Below are 22,223 nucleotides of genomic sequence, written 5' to 3' on the forward strand. Positions count from 1 at the left end.
GTACTATAGTTTTCTTGCTTTGACTACAAAAGTTACAGGAAGCATCTTTGCTTTTTTTGCAAAATTGCTGTTATCGTCCCGCGATTGCATAATTTCATCATCAGATTGCTCAATCATTTGCTCAATTACAAATCCCGCTTTTGCCAACGCATTCACATAGGTTGATAGTTTACGGTCCGATAATGTTAGCGCACCTTCATCAAGAGATACCGAATACCAAGATTCATCGAAATAACATTTTTTAAAAGCAAGCATATTATTTTCTGCAACAACACATTTGTGTATAGGGTGAGACCAACTGAAAATAAATACACCGTCTTTTTTAAGGTAAGAAGCGATCCGGCAAAAAGTACCCTCAAGGTCGGTGGTCCAGCCTATGGCATAAATCGAATAAACAAAGTCAAAATAATCCATTGGTATGCCACATTCTTCTTCCATGGGAGAACAGATCAATTTTGCTGAAAGACCGCATGCATTCAAATGTTGCGTTGCCTTTTCGATTTGTTTTTCTGATATACCCACAGCCCATAGTTCAGATGCTTTGCGTTCCCCCTGATATTGCAAGGATTTACCGTTTCCACAGCCTATCTCCAGCATCTTTTTCCCTGAGACATCGCCAAAAAGCTGGCATTTTTCTTCTGAGACAAATGCTCCATAAAAAGGAAGCACGATTGCTCCTAAGAAGTCATTTCCTTTTGTATCCCAATAGAAGCTGTTTGTTTTATAAACAGAATTCTTGTCCATGTCGACCGAGATGGCGCAGCCAACCTCGCCAGCGCCTATAATGTTTGTTTTATAATCAGAATTCTTGTCCATGCCGACGCCCTCCCCAAATATAAATAATTTGAGCCTAAACGTATATCCCGACTTGCGCGTTATCCCAATAACAAATATCGAACACGAACACTCTGCGATATTGACCCAAAAATAATATACTGTTTTTCTATGAACAAATCCACCAAAATCATCCATCCAGCCGTCCATTTGATCTCGCAGACATGACCGACCCATCCTGTGGCAATGGTACCGGCCTGCAGCATGATATCAGTAAAGTACACCTCTCGGGAGCAGTTTGTGATAACCAGACGGTTGGTGATGTCTTTACGAAGCATTCATGCTCAATAGCGAAGAAATTAAATTCAGAAGAGTGGGTTATACAAGACCAGCATGGAAGGGCAGGGTAAGAACAGGGACTTACCTTGCGATCCTAAATCAGAAACTCATTGCACATATTTCAAAGAACAAGCTGAAATTGATAAACTTAAAGCATGGGGACAAGAGTGTAACGAAGGAATGTAAGGGCATAGACCCGTCGAGCTGTGGGATGGTAAACTTTCAGGGATCTTGTGGAGTGTGCGTGCAGAAAGACGCCTAGGGAAATTGTTCCGGACGTTTCTTCTATTCTCGCATGCCAAAAACAGCGAACTCTCGGGATTCGAACCTTATTTTCCTTCCGAAGACTGCCACTCAGGGTGATGGAATCCTGCGAATGAGTGAGCATACGAGAGATAAACCCTTAAAACCGAGGGACGGAGTACGTTAACTTAATAAACAATTAAGACGCGCCTCCCGGCATCGATCGGCAGCCGCGTTATTAAGTACATTTTAAAACGAAACACTTAAAGGAAATCCTAACAAGAATAAGCCGTTATCTGCATGTTTTTGTACTCAGATAACGGCGTCTTTTTCTGCCTGCGGAATAAGATATTTTTTTGCTGCCCATAAGAGCTTAGTTACGGAGGTACAAGCTTTCCTCTTACCTCAGGAAATACCACCAGTAAGCCATTTCCAAAGTTTCTCCCATCCCGTTAGGCACATACCCGTAATACATAGCATCCGCCTCTCCTGAGGTTCCGAGTCCCGAGACTCCTAGGGCCACTAGTGCTGTTACCGCAAAAGCCATGGCTGCAAAACGAAATTTTTTCATTGTGTTCTCCACCTTTTTCATAAAATGTATACCTTTATTACCTCCATATCTTACCAGCCGGGTAATCCTTTGTTATAGAGGAAGGGACTCCTTCTTTTCTGTGAATTTTCGGCAGGATTAATCGGGAAATGTAAGGGAATTTCGGGATTGTTTTTGAGAATATGAAGGATGCGTTTCGTTTGATGTCGGGTGACAAGTACTTTATCTCATCCCCGACACAGTCTCTTTGAAGTGCATGTGTTTATTAAATCATCTTTGTAATCCTCGCCGCGCGTGAGGAGATGGTAAACAATGGTCATGATGGAGTAGGCAACCGCCAAGGCCGCTCGGTGCCTGCCTTTTCGGGCTGCGATGCGTCGGTACCGAGCTCCCAAGTAATTGTCGGATCTGCAAACGGAATGGGCGACTTCAATGAGTGCTGAACGGAGGTATTTGTTGCCTTTGCGAGTTTTGGAGGATTTTCGTTCACCGGCCCTTTCGTTCTGCCTTGGAACCAGACCTACCCATGAACAGAGATGAGTGGAGGGGAAGCGCGAACCAACGTCGGTCCCAATCTCGGCTAAGATTTGTTCCGCGGTGCGCTTGGCGATTCCGGGGTTCGTATCCAGCCGCTCAATGTCTTGCTGAAAAGGGTCGAGCCGTTTGGCTACCTCCATATCCAGTTCTACAATTTGCTCATTAGGAAAATCGACGTGAGTTAGCGTCGTTTTGAGCATAATCCGCCCATGGGCAATCATATTTCCACGCAAGGCTAATTCGAGCTCTTCTTTCTTCTTTTTCAGCGTACGGTCGGGGAAGGCAGCCAGCTTTGCAGGATTTTCATCTCCCTCGATCATGGCATTCATCATGTCGCGGCTGCTCAGCCCCATGATATATAGCTGGCCTTCAGCAACAACCAGTCAAAGGGTTAATCTACCCCGTGTTCTTCCAAAAAGAAGCGACATTCCTTGGTGCACCATGGTCGTCTTAGTCAGACAAACGGATGGTTCGCGACATCATAGCGTAACGACCTACCTCACCGGCCGTAAGGAAGTAAAACGTCACACCAAATTTTCATTATCTGTAGTGCCCGAGAGGGTATGGGTGGCTAAAGGGCAGATTTACGAAACTATATAAGTTTTTACTTCGTCTATGTATATAGAAGATATTAAATGGAGGTCAATGCGTGAAAAATTCATTCTACTGTTCTACACTACTTTTGATAGTGCTGGTAATCTGCTCTTTTGGCAAAAACATCTCAAATATGCCCCCAACGCCTTCTGATACTCCAAAGCCTTCATATTACGGTGAGTGGACCGTTCACAAGTTCATTGGTTCTACGCCTATATCGACTGCTGTTGATGATAGCATAATCGGCATGAAAGCGACTTACACGAAAGAAAAAGCATCCTTTGACAAGGATAAAATTCTGAACCCTGAATATAACGAGCTGGAAATAACGGACGATGATTTTTTGAAAGAATACAGAAATCAATTAAGCGACATTGGAATTAACTCAAAATCGGTTAAAACTGTAAAAATAAATAACTGGATGAATCCTGGCAGCTTTTTAATTATTAAAGATGAACAAACAATGATTATCTTATGGAATGGAAACTACTTTGAAATGAAGAAGGAGACGTAAGGTCTTGGTTGGAGGTTTCAAAAATATGGGACAGGAAACAAAGATACTAAAAGGGAAAGTTGTTAGTGGTCAGGGTAATTTCTCTTATTGGATAGAAAAACTACATGATTATTATAAAGTAAAAACGGGAATGGATTTTTTTCCAGGAACATTAAATATTCAGCTTAACGAACCGTACGATTTACCGTCCAACGTAATTCGTTTAGAGAAAGAAGAGTATGGCGGTACCGTATCGGTTAGCATTCAAGAATGTACGATTTTTGGCAGAAAAGCTTTTATTTTAAGGACTGACAGAAATGCAACAGATCACGGTGAACACCCCAGAACGATTGTTGAAATTGCTACCGATGTAAAACTTAGAGACTACTATATGATAAAAGATGGAGATGTTGTAGAAATACAATTTAGCTAACGGAGTACGATTGTGTGGGACTGCATTGCGAATCACATTTACTTTCGTCCTATGATCAGCGCGGTTTGCTTTTAGGGGACAGAGATGGAAGGAATGGGTGCAATGGGCGCAATTGACGATGACAAACGGAGACAAGACCGCCAGGTGGAATCGATAGATCGAGCAGCAGAGGATGCAGTAACCCGTTATTTTGAGAAAAAACGACGCGCTGAGCAGACCGCTAACGAGCTGTTCGAGGTGCATACCGCAAAAAAAAAAGAGGCAGGATAGTTTCAACTCATTAATTATATAAAAATAATGTTAAAACGTGTTCATAACCATGTGCTGAGGTGATAGAGGCTAAAAAGTCCTATTCAGGGATTTTTTTATTAGGAAGCATAACTTCGCCGCAGTAATTCTGAAGCAACCGTCGCTGATGCCCGTTGTGTTGTAATTAACCTTTGGTAAGACGATGTCATAATTTCAAAGTGAGCTGTCGCCTTATTGCAATTTTCAAAATTCTGGATGCTGTGGTAAGCTTTTCTCGTATCAGTTCATTTACTTTTGACGTTATTTCATGCATTTTGATGAGTATGGATAGGGGGTGAAAGTGAAGAACATATGGAAAAAGAATAGTTCGGCACTCCGCACGGACTGAAATGTAAGCGTTTCACCGTGTGTAAACTAGGCGTATTCTATCCGCAGATTTGAGAGTAAAACTGTTTTATTTTTCCATAAAATTATGTCCTCATTGCAAGTCCTCTGCATCCTCTTACACCCGGATGAGACCTCATCTTACGGATTAAGGCATATTCCTATATGCTGACAGACCCCAGGCATTTCCATTCACCGAGGAACGAATGCGTCCTTTGAACAATCAACATCGTTTTGCGCTTGCATGATCGCATACACCTATTTACGGGAGGTTTCATGATGATCAAGAAGCTGATGATAACCTTACTCATGATTGTATACGTGGTTGTGTTTACCGGATGCGGGGAGGACAAAGGAACCGCCGGGAAAGAGAGTCTTACGGAAAAGCATGATCCGGTTACCGTGACGGTAGGGGCGCAATTTTTGACGGAAGAGGAGTTCAGCCGTTACATTACGGAACCGGTCAAAAAGAAATATCCGTGGATTACCGTGAAGGATGTCAGGTATGTGAGCGGGAGAAGCTTGCCAGAGCTCATCACCTCGGGCGAAACCCCGGATCTCGTCATCCACCACAACATCGGCGGCATGCAGCAGTATTTGGATTTGGACCTGACCTATCCGTTAACCGATATGATCAAGAAGTACAATATGGATTTGAGCCGTTTCGAGCCCGAAGCGCTGGAGGCGGTAAAAGCGGCTACCTCTCGGGACGATCTGGTGGGGCTGCCCTATACGAGACATTTTTCCGCGTTGTACTATAACAAAGACATTTTCGATAAATTCGGGGTGGAGCACCCTAAAGACGGAATGACGTGGGATGAAGTATATCAGCTGGCCAGAAAGGTCACCCGCGTTGTGGACAATGTCCAGTTTCGCGGGCTGGAGCCCAACGTCACGGAAAGACCGGCGTCGCAGCTCTCGCTGCCTTATGTCGATCCCAAGACGCATAAGGCGCTGATCAATACGGAGCAATGGAAAAAGGTACTGGAGTTTATGCTGAAAATCCACCAAATCCCCGGCAATGAACAAATCACTTATCACGGTGCGGCCAATGATCTATTTGCGAAGAACCAGACGCTCGCTATGCTCGCTTCGAACAATATTTTGTTTGAGGGCAACCTCTATAAGTTTCCGGAGCTGAACTGGAATATGGTATCTTACCCCGCATGGCCTGAAGCGCCGGGCAAAAGCTTGCGGATCGACCAGCACATGCTGTCCATTACGAAATCTAGCAAAAATCCGGACGCTGCCTTCCTTGTCATTGCAACGGTGACGTCCGATGAAGTCCAGATGGATCTTAGCGCGCAGGGCCGGCTCAGCATATTAAAGGATAAGAAAATCAGGGATGCTTTCGGCGCGAATCTTGACTTTATCAAAGGGAAAAACATCCAGGCCCTCTACAAGACGACGCCGGCGAAATCGTTCGCTCCTACGAAATACGACGGCACAGCGATGAGTACAATTAACGATGCGCTCAAGGATGCGGTGACGAACGGAAAAGACGTGAATACCGTCTTGAGGGAAGCGGAGGAGAAGCTGAATCAGAAGATTCGGCAGCTGGAGGAGTCGAAATAAGCTTATATTTTTGTCGTGCACACTTTCATAGGTTTCGGCTACCCGGAGGGGAGACAAGTGCACAAGTGCCACCCTCCGGGTTTTTGTGGCTAAGCTAAGGATTGCCAAATCCATGGGTTGGAATCTATAATAGTTCATACTGTATTTTAAGGGAAAAGGTGGTAATTATGAAGTCGTAATGTAGATGATTGCGGTTCACATCAAGTATCGTCACGCAAATAGGATCGGTTGAAAATCAGGTATGAAGGATGGATGACCATGGGCATTAAGCTTTTGACGGAACGGCTGCTGATACGTGATTTTGAAGCGAATGATTGTGATTGCGTACATTCTTATGCCTCCAACCCTTTGGTAACGGAACATATGATTTGGGGACCAAACACACTAAATGAGACCATGGAATTCATTCAGCGAACAATCAACATGCAGAAGCGGTCTCCACGAGTCGCTTTCGAATTAGCCTTAATATTAAGGACAGACGGTAAGTTGATTGGCGGCGTCGGATTCCACGTTTCAGACTTGCAAGGTGAGGTCGGTTACTGCATACATCCTGATTATTGGAGACAAGGGTATGCCTCGGAAGCGGCCGCAGAAATGCTTCGATTTGGATTTCAGGAAGTGGGGCTGCATCGCATATATGCGACGTGTCGTCCGGAGAATATAGGATCAGCCAATGTGATGAAGAAAATCGGTATGACCTATGAAGGTCATTTACGTGAGCACATGTTTCACAAGGGAAAATGGCATGACTCTTTGCAGTACTCCATACTTGAGCATGAATTCAATGGGTGAACGGTAGGAGGAGTAGGCTCGGCTCGGGGATTCAAACAATCAATTCAAATCCCCTGTCATTCCTTCACCGGCACAGCTGTCCGTTCAAGCTTCTTCCGTTTGCGAAACCAACGAATAAGCAGCAGCACTGTACAGAACAGGAGGCCGACGGCCAGCAGAATCATACCGAGCATTCCATCGACCATATGCTCCGCTGCGCGCCCGTACATGTAGAACAGGATGCCTACGATGAAAAACTTTGCCCCGCGGCCAATTGCCGCATAGGCGAGCAGTTTCCATAATGGATACTGCATGAAGCCGGACATGATGGTGAACAGCTTGAATGGAATCGGCGTGAACGATCCGATCAATATGGCGGTCTCTCCATGCCGCTGAAATAACGCGGTGGACGAATCCAGCCACTTCTTTTTCATGAACCGGTTAAGGATCAGATTGCCTGACGTTCTGCCGAGCGCGTAGCCGATAGGCGTGCCGATCAAACAACCGGCATAGCCAAGGGCTGCGAGCCATAGGGCGTTTTCGGGATTGAGCGCGCTCAAAGACACCTGAAGAAAAAAAGCGGGTATCGGAAAAATAACCGCATCGATCAATGCATGAATAAACAATCCAATTGCTCCGAAGCTTCGTAAATATTCCATTACAGTTTCCATTATGCGGTGTACCCTCCCAGTTGGTTCGAAGATTGCGCCAAATTTTGCATGTCACTAAGCCGCTCCTGATCCAGCAACGGATAATCGTAGAGCCGGCCTTCGTACACCGTTTCAAACGCCGGATGGCGTACGAAATCGTCCGGCGTCACCAACGATGACGGTCTGTCCCACAGAGAAAGCCCGGCTTGACGCAGCGCGTCGGCTACGAACTGGGAGCAGAAATAAGCGCGCTTCCGTTTAAAATCGTAGTTGAACAGCACGCCCAGCAGTCCGATCAAGTTATATCGGTAGGTGTCCCGATCGTTCTGGAAATTGCGGATGAATTGCATCACAGCGGCGCGCTGCCCTTGTGAAACTTCCAATCGGAGCAGGACGCACTGGGTATCGGGAAAGTGACGGAACGTTCCTTCGTACAAATCCTCCTCGACAAAGCCGGCAGTCCACGGATTCGATGAATTTTTGCGGCCAAAGCTGAACAAATCGTTCAGTTTCGCATCCAACGCCAGTGAGGCATGGTTGTAAGGTGCGGAGGTGAACTGTTTGATCACAGTCGTGAACAATGTTCCCGTATCGGTCAACAGCACGTAGATGCTGTTCTTAGAGTTGTTTTTTTCGGTTAAGGATCTTTTCATCAAGCTCACCTCGAAGTGATTCATATTTTTTAGTTCGAAGAATAGGGGGGAATAGTTGGTTGATTAAATTGATTGACTAAATCATTCAATACTTGGCAAGTCGAATTTTGATAAGATCATACCTTGTTCATTTTCAGCGGTGCCAAGCCATTCGGATTCATTATTGAAACGAATGCATTTTCATCGGAAGTGTTTTTCTCCAAAGCCGCCCTGCCGTTCCAACCGCTCCTGCACTTTTTTCTCATTATTACTGTAACAAAAGTGCACAATCTCCTTAACTGACCAGGGTATAGTTTCGAACTGGACTTTGGTCTTGCTGTTTCCATTTGTTGGTGCGAAGTATGGAGGATAAAAAAATATTTTTCGGGGTACGACGATTTGATGGAACCGTTGCCGTCTTATTACAATGAAAGGACATAACGGATGGAGCTGGTACTGTGGATGAACATGTATTTGAACAGGCGGCACGGCTGTAGCGGACCCACACGGATAAGGAAAAACCGTCTTTATTGAGCTTAGGTACCGGGTTCACTACGATGTAGTCGTCCAGCCCGTCAAATTGGTTATCTGGATTGCCGAAACGATCGGCGGTCGGAACGGCGCCATGCACTTGTCCATCATATTTGGCTGAGTTGCCGGTATCGCGGGAGCTGCCTTGAAACAAAAATTCGGCAAGCAGGCCGGTGCGCAATGAACATACGTGCCTCGCAAAGCGCTTTCTTGCTACAAAGCGCATGACGATTTCCATGTTCTGAAGTACAATAACTGCATCAGGGCACGCAATAAATACGACCGGGAGAAGAAGCTTACATAGCTCAATCGCATTATGAGTATTACAAGAAAGAGCATCATTTCGATCTGTCGTTCAAACAGTTCGTTCAAGACGGCGTCGAACAGTTTGTGAACCATTTCGACAGCGACAAAGATTGCTTATGGCTCGTTGAAGTGGACGGTCAGATCAAAGGCTCGATCGCCATAAGTCACATCACGACATCGCAAGCTCAGCTGCGATGGTATTTCGTCGAGCCGGACTTGACTGGCCGCGGTTATGGAACGAAGCTGCTGGAGAAGGCCATACAGTTTTGCATCGATAAGCACTATGAGAGCATCACGCTGTGGACGAACAGCAAGCTGAGTAGGGCAAGGGCGTTATATGCGAAGTACGGCTTTCAGATCGTCGAAAGCGGGGAACAGTTTCTTTCCAATCAAATGTTAGTTACGGAGCGTTGGTTAAGGATTTGCCGCAGAGTAGTAGGAGCGGCAGGTGAAAAATTTCGTGTGGTTGCTCAAACTATTTTTGCCAAGGGGCGGATGAAATTGGAGATCAAAAAAGGAACATTTAGTGGCGTGGGCGGGGCGCAGTTGTTCTATAAGGTGCACACGCCAGGGGGGGCGCCCAAAGCAGCGGTGATTGCTGTACACGGACACGGCGATCACAGCGGCGGGCTGCACAACCTCAGCGAAAGTTTGGCAGCGCACGATTATATCGTTTATGCCCTTGACTTGCGCGGACACGGAAAAAGCACGGGCACGCGGGGATTTATTCGCTCGTGGGAGGAGTTTCGAGGCGATTTGCACGCCTTTCGAAAGCTAGTCGCCGCTGAGCATCCCGAGCTGCCGCTGTTTATCGCGGCTCATAGTCTTGGAGGCGTGATCGCCCTCGACTATGGTTTGCACCACGGCGAAGGGGTTGCCGGACTGATCGCGATCGCTCCCGCGATTTCTTATGAAGCGAAGCCTTCGGAGAAGCTGCTAATCGCCTTGATGGGCAAGCTTATGCCGGAATACACAATCGACAAGCCGAGCAACCTGCAGCAGCTGACGCGTGACCCGGACATGCTGTCCAGGCTTCAGGCCGATTCGTTACGCCACAATACGGTAACTCCGGGCTTTGGACGCGGATTAATGCGAACGGTGCCGCGCATCACGAACCAAGCGAACACGATGAAGCTGCCGCTGCTGCTGCTGTACGGACTTGGCGATGACATTACGCCTCCGGCGAAACTGCGTCAGTTCTTTGACGCCGTCGGTTCCGAGGACAAGCTCAAGCTGGAGTATAATGGGATGCGGCACCGTCCATTCGATGAAATCGGGCGGGAACAAGTTTTTGCAGACATATTACGTTGGCTGGACCGGCAAACCGGTACGCTTTGAATATATTCGCTACTTAGTTTTGGTTGCCTTGATGGAAAATAATAAAGGCGCATTCAATTCTTTCGACTTAAACCGCCACCATCCGTCCTCGCATAATTCCATATAACCCGGGTACTTCTCGTAGGAGGAAAAGGGATACTCTTTAAGCGATTCGATCGTAAGTCCGGCGTCGATCAGCGCGCATACGATACTGCCCAGGCTATGCTGCCATTGATACGTATCCGTATTGCTCACTTTCGTCGTTCTATCGGCATAAGACGTTTCCGAAGAACATTCGATCGGTTCGGGATCAAAGTAAGGATAGGCTACTTTCAACGCTTCGTTGTCCCATTCGAGTATATTTTCCACCGGATGACCTTCCGCTATAAAGAAAGTGCCGCCTGGCTTCAGGCAATCGGAGATGATGCGGGCCCATGCTTCGATATCCGCCAGCCAGCACAAAACACCGTAGGACGTAAAGACGACGTCGAACTTTTCGTGGTTTAAAGCGGCCGGCGTTTTGTACACATCGGAACAGATGAAGCGGGCGTCGAGCCCCAACTCGTCATTCAACGATTGGGCCAATGTGACGGCTTCGTCCGACAAATCGATTCCGGTGACGCGCGCGCCTAACCTTGCCCAAGACAACGTGTCCAGTCCAAAATGGCACTGAAGGTGCAGCAAAGATTTTCCCTTTACGTCGTCGACTTCCTCCAATTCGATCGATTTTAACGTACACGCGCCAGCCTTAAATTGCGCAACATCATAAAAGGCGGATTTCTCGTGAATGGACGTTATTTCGTTCCATCTCAATAAGTTTTTATGGATCATGTTTTCCAAATTCATACGATTCGAATCCCTCCTTTGGCAAATGCTGGATAGATATGTTATTCCGGCAACTGTAATTTTATAGGTGCGGCTTCTTGTTTGTAAACGTGATGTTTGATTATAACGAAAGAGTAACGGCTATTGGACGCCGCCGGTGATCCATTTGAGCGGTATACGAACTAACGTTTTCCGTGGCAAAAGCACGGTTTGCCGAAGTTTTATTCATTTTGGTTTTATTTGCAAACAGGGTTGCTTAAATTAACAAGGTATACTAATATAACCTTAACATCAATACCAACTATACACATTGGAATTAATAGTTTAAAAACGAATATAGCATATAAAGGGGGCGCGACAACCGTTGGAAACCGGAGTAATGGTGGACGTATCCGAAGTGACGAAGACGTATAAGGCTGCCGGTAAAAACGAACTCATTTTAAGCGATATTTCGCTGCAAATCCGCGATGGGGAAATTGTCTCCATTCTCGGGCAAAGCGGCTGCGGCAAGAGCACGCTGCTCCATTTAATCGCCGGATTCGATACGCCTGACGAAGGGTCGATCATTGCAGCCGGCAGCGAAGTGCTGCGGCCAAGCAAACGGTGCGTGATGCTTTTTCAAAATTACGGCTTGCTGCCGTGGCGGTCGGTTGTGAACAATGTCGAGCTGGGGCTGCTGGATGAACCGCCGGAGGAAAGAAGGAGCAGGGCGCTGTCTTATCTGAAGCTCGTCGGGTTGGACGACCGGTCGAATCATTTCCCGCATCAGCTGTCCGGAGGCATGCAGCAGAGGGTCGCGCTAGCACGGGCGTTGGCGATCAGGCCGACTATTATTTTAATGGATGAACCGTTCGCGGCGTTAGACACGTTTACCCGGTACTACTTGCAAAATGAACTACTGAGTATTCACGCCAAAGAGAAGACGACGATTGTGCTCGTTACCCACGACGTGGACGAAGCGGTATTTTTATCCGATCGGGTACTGATCATGAGTGCCGGTCCCGGTCAAATTCATAAGGAAATTCATATTCATTCCCCGCGTCCGAGAGATCGGGGGCACGCAGACTTTCAGTATTACCGGAAACTCATTCTGGATGAATTCCGGTTTACGGGGCCGCAGATGAGCGAAGAATACAGCATTTAAAAATCACTGGAGGAAAATATATGACCAAACGCCACCCTACCCGTAGTCAATCGTTAAGTTGGTTTTTACTTTGCGCGATGCTCCTCGTACTGTCCGCATGCGGCAAGACCGGGGGAAGTGCCGCAGCAGGCACGAACGCATCCGGTTCCGCGGATTTGAAAACGCTGAAAATCGGTTATTTGCCGATCACACATGCGGCACCACTGTACATCGAAGATGCGCTGGGCAAGCAAAACTTCAAGCAATTCAAGCTGGAGCTGGTGAAGTTCGGGTCGTGGCCCGACCTGATGGATGCGCTGAACACCGGCAAAATCGACGGCGCTTCCGTGCTGATCGAGCTGGCCATGAAAGCGAAGGAGCAGGGCATCGATCTGAAAGCCGTCGCGCTAGGACATAAAGACGGCAACGTCATCGTCACGTCGAACGACATTACCCAGGGAGCCGATTTGAAAGGGAAAAAATTCGCGATTCCGCACAAATTTTCCACGCATAACGTGCTGCTCTACGAGATGCTTAAGAAGAATGGCCTTCAGTACAGCGACGTCAATGTCGTCGAGCTGGCTCCGGCGGAAATGCCGGCCGCCTTGGCGGAAGGGCGAATCTCGGGCTATGTCGTCGCCGAACCGTTCGGTGCCAAGTCGGTCGTCATCAAAAAAGGCAAAGCTTTATTTCAATCTGAACAAATCTGGAAAGATTCCGTCGATTGCGCGCTTGTGATGCGGGGCGACGTTTTGAAAAACCATCAAAGCGCGTCGCAAGAGTTCATTGCCGAGTATTTGAAAGCAGGCAAAAAAGCGGAGCTCAAGGATGAGGAAGCGAAAACGATTTTGGGCAAATACATGAATGTGGAGAAAAATGTGCTCGATTTATCCTTGCAGTGGATCTCTTATGGGGATTTGAAGCTGACGGAGCAAGCCTATGAACAGTTACGGAAGTACATGATCGAAATGGGGCTTTCCAATAACCCGCCTTCGTACAAAGATTTCGTCGACAATTCGTTCATCGATCAAATAAAAGGCTAGGGATTCGCATGAATAAACCGCTAGTTCGCATAAAGCATGTCAGGACGATACTGAATACCGCAGTCAGCATGATCATTCTTGTCGCGGTTTGGCAGGCCGTCGTCCGGTTCGGGGATTACAACGAGTCGTTGCTCCCCTCCCCGTTATCCGTATGGAATGCCGTATGGAAGCTGATCGTGGACGGGACGCTGTGGACCCATCTGCAAGTAAGCCTGCTCCGCTTTGCCGCAGGGTACGTTTCGGCTTCCGTCGCCGCCATTATATTAGGACTTATTCTCGGGAGAATTCCCGTGTTGTGGGGCTTTATCGATCCACTGGTTCAGGTGATCCGCCCCGTGTCCCCGATCGCATGGTCGCCGTTCATCGTGCTCTGGTTCGGCATCGGCAATGCGCCTGCGATTGTGATCATCTTCCTCGCTGCCTTTTTCCCGGTGCTGCTGTCGACGGTGACGGCGGTAAGGAAGATGGATATGACATATTTGAAAGTAGCGCAAAATTTAGAGGTTAGCCGGTATCACCTGTTCAGCAAAATCATCCTGCCCGCCATTTTCCCGTTTATCGCAAGCGGCCTTCACATCGCCGTCGGCACCTCGTGGATCTTCCTCGTGTCGGGCGAGATGGTCGGTGCCCAGTCCGGGCTCGGTTATATGATCGTGGACGCGAGAAACCAGCTGCGGCTTGATTTCGTGCTGGCCGGCATTATATTCATCGGGCTTTGCGGCTTGCTGCTGGATCGGCTGATCGGGCTGCTGGAAAACGGGATTAACAAGCAGTGGGGCATCGTTAAAGATTCCTGAAGACTATACTTCGACCGCAGCAATATCTTCTACATTTTTCTCGCAATGCGGGCAGTAGTAAGCCGGCTCGACCTCATGTTTGCACGACCGGTGCACGAGCTTTTTGTAGCATTTGGCAAGATGCTGCTCGCCCCAGTAGATAAAGGCGTTAAATACATGGCTCAAATCTTTGCCGCTGTCGGTTAACGTGTATTTGTAACGGGGCGGATGATCGGTATACAGACTGGAGACGATTAGCCCGTGTTCCTCCAAATGCTTCAGCCGGTCGGACAATATTTTCGAGGAAATGCCGGTGAGCGACTTTTTGATTTCGTTAAACGTTGTTCGTCCGACCAAGATGTCATGTAGAATCAACAGCGTCCAGCGGTCGCCGATCATATTCAGCGTTTGCGCGATATTACAGGGCAGATCGTAACGTTCTTTCATAGGTACACTTCCTCCGGGAGACGGCGGTGTCCATTCACCGCGTTCACTAGGTTAATAAAGGATACTTAGTTAATTATAATCTATCCATTCCGCTATGGGAATGCCTTACTTTAGGGCATTGATCATATACCATCTTAAATTTTAAAGGAGCGAATTCATATGGCGTTGTACTTGGTAGAGTCCGTGTTGAGCGGAACGGTGAAAGATCAAGAAGGGTTGGAGCAGGCGATCGCACAGGTGGAGCAGCGTCTTGCTCCGAGCGGCATCAATGTGCTGGAAGTTCAAGTTTCCCGCGATTTGTCCCGCGCGTTTCTCATTTTCGAAGGGGAGAGCCGCCAGCTGGTGAATGACGGTTTGCGCGAGGTCGGCTTCCCCGTGACATTAATTAAGCCGGTTCGACTGATCGGGCAGGAGACGGAAGCCGTCAAGCGGAAGCTGGGCGAGGTCAATTATTTGGTGGAGTGGAATCTTCCCGAAGGCATTACGATGGATCAATATTTGGAGCGGAAAAAGAACAATTCGGTTCATTACGCGGAAGTGCCGGAAGTGTCTTTCTCCAGAACGTACGTGTGCGAAGATATGACCAAATGTCTCTGCTTCTACGACGCTCCGGACGAAGCGGCCGTGAAGAGAGCGAGAAAAGCCGTGAAAGCGCCGATCGACAGCATTACGGAAATTTTACCGAAACCGAAGCAATAGAACATCTTTGGAAGGGTTGAGTCGCATGGAGACGGCTGAGAGGAAACAGGTTATTGAAAGCTGCATACAGGACAAATTGAAGCCCGTCGTCAGAAAGATCGATGCGGAGGCGCTGTACCCGTTCGAATTCATGAACTCGCTCGGCAGCGCCGGCGTGTTCCGGTCGCAAGCCTTACTGTCCGAAACGCTGCTGCGGGACACCGATCTGATCGAGAGAACGTCAACGGCATGTATGACAACCGGGTTTAATCTGTGGTGCCACCTTGCGGCTGCAACTTACTTGCGCAGAACGGACAACGTTTATCTCAGGCAAAAGCTGCTTCCTTTGCTGGAAGAAGGCGGCCTGCGCGGGGGGACCGGGTTATCCAATCCGATGAAATTTTACGCCGGTTTGGAGAAATTGCATTTGAAGGCGAAGCGGGTCGCCGGAGGGTATTCGGTTTCGGGCCAGCTGCCGATGGTATCGAACCTTGGGACGGACCATTGGTTCGGTATCGTTGCGTCCGTAGAAGAAGAGCGGCGGATCATGGCGTTCGTCCCTTGCCGTGCGGATCGCCTATCGATGAAAGAGAAGCTCGGTTATCTCGCATTGAACGGCAGCGCGACGTATACTTGCGCCTTTGACGACGTATTCGTGCCGGATGATTGGATCGTATCCGAGCAGGCCGACGACTTTGTTGAGGACATTCGTCCCGTATTCGTACTGTACCAAATTCCGCTTGGCCTGGGCGTCACGTCCGCTGCGGTCGAATCCATCGGGAAAGCGGCCGGAAGACAGGGCGGCTGCAACCGGTACTTATCCATTCAGTCCGCGGAGATTGGCGACGAACTGAGTCGCAGGAAGGAAGAGCTGCGCCGGATTTGCCTTGATCCGAACGTAACGGCGCAGTGGAGCGCGATTGTGCGGCTGCGTCTTGACACCGTCCTGCTGACGTTAAAAGCGGTGCAGGCCGACATGCTCCATCACGGAGGTTCCGCTTACCTTCAGGCCAGCGAGCCGTCCCGAAGACTGCGCGAGGCGTACTTTTTGGCGAATTTGACGCCGACGGTGAAGCATTTGGAAAAAATGCTGCAGCTGATGGAGGCACAGTCGCTGTCGGCGGCTCCCCGCCAACGTGAAGGGGAGCCGTAGAGAGCTGCTTTTTGCTTTACAATGTTTTTTGCAAGAAAGCGATGCTGATTTCAAGCGCTTCCTCGAGGTAAGACGTCGTTCCCGTAAACGGATGACTAATGCCGAAGGTGTGGTTGGCGCCGTCGATCGTCACGTACGAGTGCTCCGGGGCAACCGCGCGCAGCGTCCGGTTTCCTTCGAGTAGCCGCTCGGCATCGCTGCTTCCCTGCACAATGAGCACGGGAATTGCCAGCTTCGACAGCAGCCGGGTCGTATCGAACCGTTTTTGACTCAGCAGCAAATCCTCCACTACGGCCGGACTCACATTGCCGCCTGCAGGGCTTGGCTTTGGTCCGCCGTTCCAGGCGATGACGGCCGATATTTCCTGGTGCTCGGAAGCGAAGATGATGCTGCCGGCGCCGGCCCGGCTGTGGCCGACAAGCGCGATTCGGCGTTGATCGTATTCGCCCGGCGCGGGTAGCAGCTTTCTTACCGCGTAGGTGAGTACGGCCTCGAGATCGTCCAACTCACGCGAGACCGTGCTGACGCGCTGCACGGCCTCTTCGCTGCCGCCGCTGTTTTTGACCTCGACGCGGACAAAGTTGTAGCGAACGGCGTAAAATCCGCGTTCTGCAAACCGGGCGGCGGCGTACGGCCAGAAGCCCCAGTCTTTGTGCCCGCGAAAACCGTGGCTCAGCAATATGATGGGCTTGGCAGTACCGTCCTCGACGTATTCCACATCCCCGTGGATCGTGTAGCCGTCTTTCAACTCGATTTGAAACGGTTTCTTGACTGCAATCGATGAACTCATGCTTGATCGCTCCCTCGCCAAAATGTAAAAAAAGAGGCATCCTCTGTAGGCGCCTCCGTTGGTACGGTCAACTTATGTTTTAATTATAATAAATCCTATGTGAATAATATGAATAATAGCAGTCCAGGCTGAAGGTGTCAAGAGAAAATCTGGAAAAATGCCGCAAGATGATTTCGTGACCCACGATATCGATGAGGCGATTTACCTCGCGAATCGCATCGTGAATTTGAAGCCGAGACCCGGCTCGATTCGCAACATCGTCCCTGTCGATCTGCGAAGGTTTGCTGAAATCTATCGCCGATCATAATGGTACTAGTATAAAGCGTATAAAAATGGGGATAGCTGTTAGCGGGGGTGTTTTACAAGATGACAACCATTTGGGACACCATTAAAAGCATGTTCGGCTCGTTAACGGATGAAGAACCGAAACCGCCTTTGCATGTCGGAGAAGTCATGTCCTTATGGACGCTTCTTACGATTTATGAAGAAGGCCAGCTCGTTTATAAAATCGCATTGAATACGACAACCGATCCGGAACTGCGGCATGCGATAGAGAATGCCGTCAAAGAATCATTGGAAGATATCAAGATGATCAAGGACCTTTTGATCAAAGAAAGTGTCCCGCTGCCGCCGGTTGCGGTAGGCAAGCCGGTCTCGAATTCGGAAGGCATTCCGCACGGAGTCAAGTTTACGGACGAAGAATTGGCTAACCTGATTGTAGGCAAAATTGCCGCTTGCATCGCTCTATGCGGACAAGCGGTTTCCCAGTGTCTCAGAACCGATGTGGCGCTCATATTGCTGAGATCGATGAGCAGGCTGCTGCAATACAGCGCGCCATACCGCTCCATGATGAGGAAACGCGGATGGCTCAAAACACCGCCATACTATTATCCGCCCGGCGGTCCTTCCTCATAAGAAAATGCGAAACGTTCCCTTCGCTTCATGGCGAGAGAACGTTTTTTTCATGCAGCTTTCGGCCGGAAGTGCAATCGAACGCATCGGATGGTTATTATGAAGATTTCGACGGTCTGATGTTGACCTTTAAGGGGCGCGGTTCCTTCGGCATGAGCCGGAGCCGGTAAGCTTCGGCCGTGAGCAGCTGGTTCATTTGGTATTTCATCGACTCGATCAGTTTCGTACAGACGTTCATTTCCTCGTTCAACCTTCTTTTTTCGCCCGGAGAAGCGGCTGCATTTTTGAGTTTGCCGGAAATCAGCTTCAATTGCCGCTCCGCTCTCGGAATCGCTTCCTCCTCAACGGCCGTCAGTTTTTGTACCATATTCGGTTTAATCAGATTGTTAGGAATCAATACCGTGACGGCGGCTGTAACGGTTGGCAGCTCCAGGTCGCTCGCGAGCATGGCTCTGCAATTCCCGCCGGTGAAGACCGTATATTTTCCGTAAGGCAGCCGGAGCAGGTGGAAATCGGCAGGACTCAGGTCGTTCCAGCCATGAACGGAGACGGATTTGCGCAGCACATTCATTTTGTGATCGGTGGCGACTTGATCCGGGGGCTGCGACAGCCCGATAATGTCTGCAGGATTGATTTTCATAATGCCGACGTTCAGCGTTCTGTAGCCGATGACATGAAACTCGTGCATCAGCTCATCCAAGTCATACCAGCGAGAATCCATAGGGGGTCCCTCCCAGGTTCCTGTTTTTACAATTATATGTCGCATCCGGTTGTCCCCATTTCGCTAGCCGCCAAAAAAAAGGGACCCGCATCAACGGGATGCGGGCCAAGTTTTTATATTAAAAAGGGGGGTCATGAGTTCATTATAGGCTTTGTTCATTAAGAACAGATGAAGAACATATTTCAATTATATTACAAATTGTTCATTTCATTACGAATGCCTTTATTGCTTGTGCCTGCGAGGTATTCACTGCCGGATGGAATTAAGCTATAATAGTAGCTTAGCACGCGAAAGGAGAGTCTTAAGTCATGGCAGGAAGAAACCAAGATGAACTCGATTTGACGTTGCTCGGCAGCGAGAAGACCAAATACCCGATGAGCTACGCGCCTCAGATGCTGGAATCGTTCGACAACAAGCATCCGTACCGCGATTATTTTGTCAAATTCAATTGTCCCGAATTTACCAGCTTGTGCCCGATTACCGGCCAGCCGGACTTCGCGACGATTTATATCAGCTATATTCCCGATCAGAAGATGGTCGAGAGCAAATCGCTGAAGCTGTATTTGTTCAGCTTCCGCAACCATGGCGATTTTCACGAAGACTGCATGAACATCATCATGAACGATTTGATCAAGCTGATGGACCCGAAATATATCGAAGTATGGGGCAAGTTCACGCCGCGCGGCGGCATCTCGATCGACCCGTACTGTAATTACGGCCGTCCGGATACCAAGTACGAGCAAATAGCCGAGCACCGGCTGCTGAACCACGATTTGTATCCGGAAAAAGTGGACAACCGTTAATAACGTATGCGAAGATATGCAATCAGAGGGCTTTCCCGGTCGAACGCGTTACGGGAAGGCCTCTTTGCTATGTCTGCATCTTTACGATACGGACAGATGCGATATATCGCTCTTCGCAGATATCCGTTTGCAGTGGACGTGACCGGCCAGCCAAGGTCTATATATCTTTTAGGTTTTGTTACAAGCGGAGCGTATATGTTTTCGAAAGTGACCTTTGTGCAAAGCACAACGGAACGCGAAAACATATACCGCAGCGAACCTGAAAGTTAACTTAAAATCGCTTGCAAGCCGGCGCTTCGCAACCTATCGGGCGAAAAGTAGTGTACAATATCGTTGAGGTGAATGGCATGTATCAGAAAGAACAAATCAAAATATTGCTCGTTGACGATGAGCCGAATATATTGCAGTTTTTGGAGATGGGTCTGCGCAACGAAGGCTATCAAATTGTGACGGCCGAAGAAGGGGTAAGCGCCATTAACGCGGCGCAGGAGTTCCAGCCGCATGTCGTCATTTTGGATGTGATGATGCCCGGCATGGACGGGTTCGAAGTATGCAAGCTGCTGAAGCGGATGGGCCAGATGGCCGTCATCATGCTGACGGCGAAGGAGGAAGTGGACGAACGGGTCCGCGGACTGACGGCCGGCGCCGACGACTACATGATCAAGCCGTTTTCCTTCGATGAGCTGATCGCCCGCATCCACGCCCGGATTCGCAATCAGTTTCCGCAGCTGCTCAGCGAGCTGAGAATCGGTCCGTTCCAGATTGACGACAGCCGCAGGGAAATCCGTTATCAGGACCGCGTGCTGTCGCTCTCGGCGACGGAATACGAGCTGCTCAAATATTTGGTGTCGCATCATAATCGGGTGCTAAGCAAGGCGATTATTTTGGAAAATGTATGGGGATACGACTTCGGAGGCCAGGAGAACATCGTCGAAGTGTACATCCGTTCACTGCGAGAGAAGCTGGAGGATCGCGAGCACAGCGTCATCCGGACGATCCGGGGCTCCGGCTACAGGGTGGATATCTCATGATGCAACGGCCGCGCTCTTTACGTTTTCAACTGCTGTCGCGGTCGCTGCTCATATTATCGGTGCTGCTTCTGATGATCGGCGTCTTCCAGTACGTCATCATGGCCCAATTTTTATACAAAAACAAAGCTTCCACGATCCAGGCTCAAATTCGGACGGTTCCGTTCCCGTTCTGGCAGCAGGCGGCGACGTCTCCGGAAAAAATCGATTTCCGCAACCCGGTTTCCTCGCTGCGCGCCGGCGGTTCGACCGTAGCGTTTCTTGACGCGGACAACCGGTTCCAGGTGCTCATCCAGGACCCGGAGCAGACGGCGGCCGTTCCCCGGCTGCCCGATCAAGACTACAAGGAAGCAATGCATCCGCAGAGCGCGCCGGATTACCGCATCGTGAAAGACGAGCAGGGCACGAAGCAACTTGTGGTGCTCCGGCCGATCAATGCGCGCGACCGGTTAATCGGCATCGTTCAGGTCAGCTCCAAGCTCGAGCCGCTGCAGAGCATCGTCGTCGGACAGCTGTTGACCTACGCCGGTTTGTCCGTGCTTGCGCTGGCGGCCGGGCTGTTGACGTTTCTGCCGATCCTTCGCCGCACCCTCATTCCGTTGTCCCGTATGACCGATACGGTGGAGAAGATCAATGCGGGCAACTTGGATGAAAGGCTGCCGATTCGGCACGAGCAGGTGGAAATCGACAGGCTGTCGATGTCGTTCAACGCGATGCTGGAGCGGCTCGAGCATTCGTTTGCCGCGGAGAAGCAAGCGCAGGAGCAAATGCGCCGCTTTATTGCCGATGCATCCCACGAGCTTCGCACGCCGCTGACGTCGATACACGGGTTTCTGGAGGTGCTGCTGCGAGGAGCCGCTGCAGATCCGGAGCAGCTGCGCAACGCGCTCAAGAGCATGTACGGCGAGTCGAAGCGGCTCAACGGCTTGGCCGAGGAGCTGCTGATGCTCGCGCGGCTCGATCAGGCGCCCGTGCTGCAGCAATCGGAGGGCCGGCTCAGCGAGCTTTTGCGGGAGATGGAGCACCAGCTTCAGTTGTTTGCCGGCGAGCGGAACGTCGTGTTTCAGATCGCGACCGAGCAAACGAGCCGGTTTGACCGGAACCGGATGAAACAGGTGGTTCTGAACCTGGTTCAGAACGCGGTGCAGCATACCGATCCGAATGCGGGGCATATCGCGATTTCGCTGGAGAAACAAGGCGATGCCATGGTTTTCATCGTAGAGGATAACGGAACCGGTTTTGCCGAGGAGCACACAGCCCGGCTGTTCGACCGCTTTTATCGCGTCGATACGGCGCGGAGTCGCAAACAGGGCGGAGCCGGGCTCGGCCTCTCGATCACGAAGTCGATCGTAGAGCTGCACGGCGGCTCGATTACCGCAACCGGCAAGCCGGGTATGGGCGCACGGTTTGCCGTACGCCTTCCGATTGCGTAGCCGACGAGCCAACCGGCGTGAAGCAGGGAATCGGAGTGCCGGCGGTGAAATGGATCATTGTGTAATAAATCCAATCTATTGATTATAATGGATGTGGCGGGTTTTCGCGGAAA

At 49.6% G+C, this 22,223-nt stretch carries 25 protein-coding genes and 1 pseudogene; 16 read left to right on the forward strand and 10 right to left on the reverse strand.

Annotation, left to right across the window (positions count from 1 at the left end; all coding sequences use genetic code 11):
- Positions 1–3: 3 nt before the first annotated feature.
- From ACFQI7_RS35160 to ACFQI7_RS35170, 3 genes are all read right to left on the reverse strand, one after another.
- Positions 4–816, reverse strand: coding sequence for a class I SAM-dependent methyltransferase (locus tag ACFQI7_RS35160; RefSeq protein WP_218102923.1), 813 nt, complete (start codon positions 814–816; stop codon positions 4–6).
- 940 nt (positions 817–1,756) lie between these two features.
- Positions 1,757–1,927, reverse strand: coding sequence for a hypothetical protein (locus ACFQI7_RS35165; RefSeq protein WP_218102922.1), 171 nt, complete (start codon positions 1,925–1,927; stop codon positions 1,757–1,759).
- A gap of 206 nt (positions 1,928–2,133) precedes the next feature.
- On the reverse strand, positions 2,134–2,796 hold the full coding sequence (locus tag ACFQI7_RS35170; protein WP_230415672.1) for a transposase: 663 nt from the start codon (positions 2,794–2,796) through the stop codon (positions 2,134–2,136).
- Positions 2,797–3,092: 296 nt separating this feature from the next.
- On the opposite strand from ACFQI7_RS35170, the gene ACFQI7_RS35175 reads away from it, so the two are divergent.
- From ACFQI7_RS35175 to ACFQI7_RS35195, 5 genes are all read left to right on the forward strand, one after another.
- Positions 3,093–3,551 carry a hypothetical protein gene (locus ACFQI7_RS35175; protein WP_218102921.1) on the forward strand — a complete coding sequence of 153 codons (459 nt, stop codon included), beginning with the start codon at positions 3,093–3,095 and terminating at the stop codon, positions 3,549–3,551.
- Positions 3,552–3,576: 25 nt separating this feature from the next.
- Positions 3,577–3,963, forward strand: a complete 387-nt coding sequence (locus ACFQI7_RS35180) for a DUF120 domain-containing protein (RefSeq protein ID WP_218102920.1) — start codon at positions 3,577–3,579, stop codon at positions 3,961–3,963.
- An 84-nt stretch (positions 3,964–4,047) separates the two neighbouring features.
- The gene (locus tag ACFQI7_RS35185; RefSeq protein ID WP_218102919.1) at positions 4,048–4,233 is read left to right on the forward strand and encodes a hypothetical protein; all 186 of its coding nucleotides are present in this window, start codon (positions 4,048–4,050) and stop codon (positions 4,231–4,233) included.
- 639 nt (positions 4,234–4,872) lie between these two features.
- The gene (locus ACFQI7_RS35190; protein WP_218102918.1) at positions 4,873–6,171 is read left to right on the forward strand and encodes an ABC transporter substrate-binding protein; all 1,299 of its coding nucleotides are present in this window, start codon (positions 4,873–4,875) and stop codon (positions 6,169–6,171) included.
- Positions 6,172–6,429: 258 nt separating this feature from the next.
- Complete coding sequence (locus ACFQI7_RS35195) at positions 6,430–6,963, forward strand: GNAT family N-acetyltransferase (protein ID WP_329958297.1); 534 nt, start codon at positions 6,430–6,432, stop codon at positions 6,961–6,963.
- Between the two features lie 56 nt (positions 6,964–7,019).
- Here ACFQI7_RS35195 and ACFQI7_RS35200 read toward each other — a convergent pair whose 3' ends face one another.
- The 3 genes from ACFQI7_RS35200 to ACFQI7_RS35210 form a co-directional block, all read right to left on the reverse strand.
- The gene (locus ACFQI7_RS35200; RefSeq protein ID WP_230415670.1) at positions 7,020–7,613 is read right to left on the reverse strand and encodes a YqaA family protein; all 594 of its coding nucleotides are present in this window, start codon (positions 7,611–7,613) and stop codon (positions 7,020–7,022) included.
- Positions 7,613–8,245, reverse strand: coding sequence for a C40 family peptidase (locus ACFQI7_RS35205; RefSeq protein WP_218102917.1), 633 nt, complete (start codon positions 8,243–8,245; stop codon positions 7,613–7,615). The genes ACFQI7_RS35200 and ACFQI7_RS35205 overlap by 1 nt, the downstream gene beginning before the upstream one ends.
- 274 nt (positions 8,246–8,519) lie before the next feature.
- Positions 8,520–8,993: a hypothetical protein gene (locus ACFQI7_RS35210; RefSeq protein ID WP_218102916.1), complete on the reverse strand. Its 474-nt coding sequence runs from the start codon at positions 8,991–8,993 to the stop codon at positions 8,520–8,522.
- A gap of 110 nt (positions 8,994–9,103) precedes the next feature.
- Between ACFQI7_RS35210 and ACFQI7_RS35215 the strand changes: the two genes are divergently transcribed.
- Positions 9,104–10,399, forward strand: a complete 1,296-nt coding sequence (locus ACFQI7_RS35215) for a GNAT family N-acetyltransferase (RefSeq protein ID WP_268966863.1) — start codon at positions 9,104–9,106, stop codon at positions 10,397–10,399.
- Positions 10,400–10,408: 9 nt separating this feature from the next.
- Here the strand turns inward: ACFQI7_RS35215 and ACFQI7_RS35220 are convergent, their stop codons facing one another.
- Complete coding sequence (locus ACFQI7_RS35220) at positions 10,409–11,224, reverse strand: class I SAM-dependent methyltransferase (RefSeq protein ID WP_230415668.1); 816 nt, start codon at positions 11,222–11,224, stop codon at positions 10,409–10,411.
- A gap of 343 nt (positions 11,225–11,567) precedes the next feature.
- On the opposite strand from ACFQI7_RS35220, the gene ACFQI7_RS35225 reads away from it, so the two are divergent.
- Genes ACFQI7_RS35225 through ACFQI7_RS35235 form a run of 3 tightly spaced genes read left to right on the forward strand, consistent with a single transcriptional unit; the run spans position 11,568 to position 14,166 of the window.
- On the forward strand, positions 11,568–12,347 hold the full coding sequence (locus ACFQI7_RS35225; protein WP_230415666.1) for an ABC transporter ATP-binding protein: 780 nt from the start codon (positions 11,568–11,570) through the stop codon (positions 12,345–12,347).
- A gap of 20 nt (positions 12,348–12,367) precedes the next feature.
- A complete protein-coding gene (locus ACFQI7_RS35230; RefSeq protein WP_230415664.1) occupies positions 12,368–13,369 on the forward strand; it encodes an ABC transporter substrate-binding protein in 1,002 nt (333 codons plus the stop codon).
- 8 nt (positions 13,370–13,377) lie between these two features.
- Entirely contained in the window at positions 13,378–14,166 is a 789-nt protein-coding gene (locus tag ACFQI7_RS35235; RefSeq protein ID WP_218102914.1) for an ABC transporter permease, read from the forward strand.
- Positions 14,167–14,169: 3 nt separating this feature from the next.
- Here the strand turns inward: ACFQI7_RS35235 and ACFQI7_RS35240 are convergent, their stop codons facing one another.
- Positions 14,170–14,592, reverse strand: coding sequence for a winged helix-turn-helix transcriptional regulator (locus ACFQI7_RS35240; protein WP_218102913.1), 423 nt, complete (start codon positions 14,590–14,592; stop codon positions 14,170–14,172).
- A gap of 159 nt (positions 14,593–14,751) precedes the next feature.
- Here ACFQI7_RS35240 and ACFQI7_RS35245 point away from each other — a divergent pair, with 159 nt between their 5' ends.
- Both ACFQI7_RS35245 and ACFQI7_RS35250 read left to right on the forward strand, forming a co-directional pair.
- A complete protein-coding gene (locus tag ACFQI7_RS35245; protein WP_218102912.1) occupies positions 14,752–15,291 on the forward strand; it encodes a DUF4242 domain-containing protein in 540 nt (179 codons plus the stop codon).
- A 25-nt stretch (positions 15,292–15,316) separates the two neighbouring features.
- Positions 15,317–16,423: an acyl-CoA dehydrogenase family protein gene (locus tag ACFQI7_RS35250; RefSeq protein ID WP_218102911.1), complete on the forward strand. Its 1,107-nt coding sequence runs from the start codon at positions 15,317–15,319 to the stop codon at positions 16,421–16,423.
- Positions 16,424–16,439: 16 nt separating this feature from the next.
- On the opposite strand, the gene ACFQI7_RS35255 is transcribed toward ACFQI7_RS35250, so the two are convergent.
- Positions 16,440–17,213 (reverse strand): alpha/beta hydrolase family protein, encoded by a 774-nt coding sequence (locus ACFQI7_RS35255; RefSeq protein WP_218102910.1) that lies wholly within the window; start codon positions 17,211–17,213, stop codon positions 16,440–16,442.
- Between the two features lie 175 nt (positions 17,214–17,388).
- Between ACFQI7_RS35255 and ACFQI7_RS35260 the strand changes: the two are divergent.
- Together ACFQI7_RS35260 and ACFQI7_RS35265 are read left to right on the forward strand one after the other, a co-directional pair.
- Positions 17,389–17,487 (forward strand): annotated as a pseudogene (locus tag ACFQI7_RS35260) (ABC transporter ATP-binding protein); the annotation flags it as partial.
- 92 nt (positions 17,488–17,579) lie between these two features.
- The gene (locus ACFQI7_RS35265; RefSeq protein WP_218102909.1) at positions 17,580–18,128 is read left to right on the forward strand and encodes a DUF3231 family protein; all 549 of its coding nucleotides are present in this window, start codon (positions 17,580–17,582) and stop codon (positions 18,126–18,128) included.
- Positions 18,129–18,222: 94 nt separating this feature from the next.
- Here ACFQI7_RS35265 and ACFQI7_RS35270 read toward each other — a convergent pair whose 3' ends face one another.
- The gene (locus tag ACFQI7_RS35270; RefSeq protein WP_218102908.1) at positions 18,223–18,846 is read right to left on the reverse strand and encodes a hypothetical protein; all 624 of its coding nucleotides are present in this window, start codon (positions 18,844–18,846) and stop codon (positions 18,223–18,225) included.
- Between the two features lie 308 nt (positions 18,847–19,154).
- Here ACFQI7_RS35270 and queF point away from each other — a divergent pair, with 308 nt between their 5' ends.
- From queF to ACFQI7_RS35285, 3 genes are all read left to right on the forward strand, one after another.
- Complete coding sequence (queF, locus tag ACFQI7_RS35275; protein WP_218102907.1) at positions 19,155–19,649, forward strand: preQ(1) synthase; 495 nt, start codon at positions 19,155–19,157, stop codon at positions 19,647–19,649.
- A gap of 347 nt (positions 19,650–19,996) precedes the next feature.
- A complete protein-coding gene (locus ACFQI7_RS35280; protein WP_218102906.1) occupies positions 19,997–20,680 on the forward strand; it encodes a response regulator transcription factor in 684 nt (227 codons plus the stop codon).
- Positions 20,677–22,110 (forward strand): sensor histidine kinase, encoded by a 1,434-nt coding sequence (locus ACFQI7_RS35285; protein WP_218102905.1) that lies wholly within the window; start codon positions 20,677–20,679, stop codon positions 22,108–22,110. Before ACFQI7_RS35280 ends, ACFQI7_RS35285 begins: the two co-directional genes overlap by 4 nt.
- Positions 22,111–22,223 lie beyond the last annotated feature (113 nt).

This window comes from Paenibacillus allorhizosphaerae, assembly GCF_042659105.1.
In the GTDB taxonomy this organism is placed as follows: Bacteria; Bacillota; Bacilli; order Paenibacillales; family NBRC-103111; genus Paenibacillus_G; species Paenibacillus_G allorhizosphaerae.

What these genes read in the sequence shown, in the direction of transcription:
- ACFQI7_RS35240 (WP_218102913.1), bottom strand. Translation starts at nt 14,592, where the DNA reads ATGAAAGAACGTTACGATCTGCCCTGTAATATCGCGCAAACGCTGAAT.
- ACFQI7_RS35255 (WP_218102910.1), bottom strand. Translation starts at nt 17,213, where the DNA reads ATGAGTTCATCGATTGCAGTCAAGAAACCGTTTCAAATCGAGTTGAAA.
- ACFQI7_RS35270 (WP_218102908.1), bottom strand. Translation starts at nt 18,846, where the DNA reads ATGGATTCTCGCTGGTATGACTTGGATGAGCTGATGCACGAGTTTCAT.
- ACFQI7_RS35245 (WP_218102912.1), top strand. Translation starts at nt 14,752, where the DNA reads ATGGCGTTGTACTTGGTAGAGTCCGTGTTGAGCGGAACGGTGAAAGAT.
- ACFQI7_RS35205 (WP_218102917.1), bottom strand. Translation starts at nt 8,245, where the DNA reads ATGAAAAGATCCTTAACCGAAAAAAACAACTCTAAGAACAGCATCTAC.
- ACFQI7_RS35230 (WP_230415664.1), top strand. Translation starts at nt 12,368, where the DNA reads ATGACCAAACGCCACCCTACCCGTAGTCAATCGTTAAGTTGGTTTTTA.
- ACFQI7_RS35235 (WP_218102914.1), top strand. Translation starts at nt 13,378, where the DNA reads ATGAATAAACCGCTAGTTCGCATAAAGCATGTCAGGACGATACTGAAT.
- ACFQI7_RS35220 (WP_230415668.1), bottom strand. Translation starts at nt 11,224, where the DNA reads ATGAATTTGGAAAACATGATCCATAAAAACTTATTGAGATGGAACGAA.
- ACFQI7_RS35265 (WP_218102909.1), top strand. Translation starts at nt 17,580, where the DNA reads ATGACAACCATTTGGGACACCATTAAAAGCATGTTCGGCTCGTTAACG.
- ACFQI7_RS35250 (WP_218102911.1), top strand. Translation starts at nt 15,317, where the DNA reads ATGGAGACGGCTGAGAGGAAACAGGTTATTGAAAGCTGCATACAGGAC.
- ACFQI7_RS35210 (WP_218102916.1), bottom strand. Translation starts at nt 8,993, where the DNA reads ATGGAAATCGTCATGCGCTTTGTAGCAAGAAAGCGCTTTGCGAGGCAC.
- ACFQI7_RS35170 (WP_230415672.1), bottom strand. Translation starts at nt 2,796, where the DNA reads ATGGGGCTGAGCAGCCGCGACATGATGAATGCCATGATCGAGGGAGAT.
- ACFQI7_RS35190 (WP_218102918.1), top strand. Translation starts at nt 4,873, where the DNA reads ATGATGATCAAGAAGCTGATGATAACCTTACTCATGATTGTATACGTG.
- ACFQI7_RS35165 (WP_218102922.1), bottom strand. Translation starts at nt 1,927, where the DNA reads ATGAAAAAATTTCGTTTTGCAGCCATGGCTTTTGCGGTAACAGCACTA.
- queF (WP_218102907.1), top strand. Translation starts at nt 19,155, where the DNA reads ATGGCAGGAAGAAACCAAGATGAACTCGATTTGACGTTGCTCGGCAGC.
- ACFQI7_RS35180 (WP_218102920.1), top strand. Translation starts at nt 3,577, where the DNA reads ATGGGACAGGAAACAAAGATACTAAAAGGGAAAGTTGTTAGTGGTCAG.
- ACFQI7_RS35285 (WP_218102905.1), top strand. Translation starts at nt 20,677, where the DNA reads ATGATGCAACGGCCGCGCTCTTTACGTTTTCAACTGCTGTCGCGGTCG.
- ACFQI7_RS35185 (WP_218102919.1), top strand. Translation starts at nt 4,048, where the DNA reads ATGGAAGGAATGGGTGCAATGGGCGCAATTGACGATGACAAACGGAGA.
- ACFQI7_RS35280 (WP_218102906.1), top strand. Translation starts at nt 19,997, where the DNA reads ATGTATCAGAAAGAACAAATCAAAATATTGCTCGTTGACGATGAGCCG.
- ACFQI7_RS35200 (WP_230415670.1), bottom strand. Translation starts at nt 7,613, where the DNA reads ATGGAAACTGTAATGGAATATTTACGAAGCTTCGGAGCAATTGGATTG.
- ACFQI7_RS35160 (WP_218102923.1), bottom strand. Translation starts at nt 816, where the DNA reads ATGGACAAGAATTCTGATTATAAAACAAACATTATAGGCGCTGGCGAG.
- ACFQI7_RS35195 (WP_329958297.1), top strand. Translation starts at nt 6,430, where the DNA reads ATGGGCATTAAGCTTTTGACGGAACGGCTGCTGATACGTGATTTTGAA.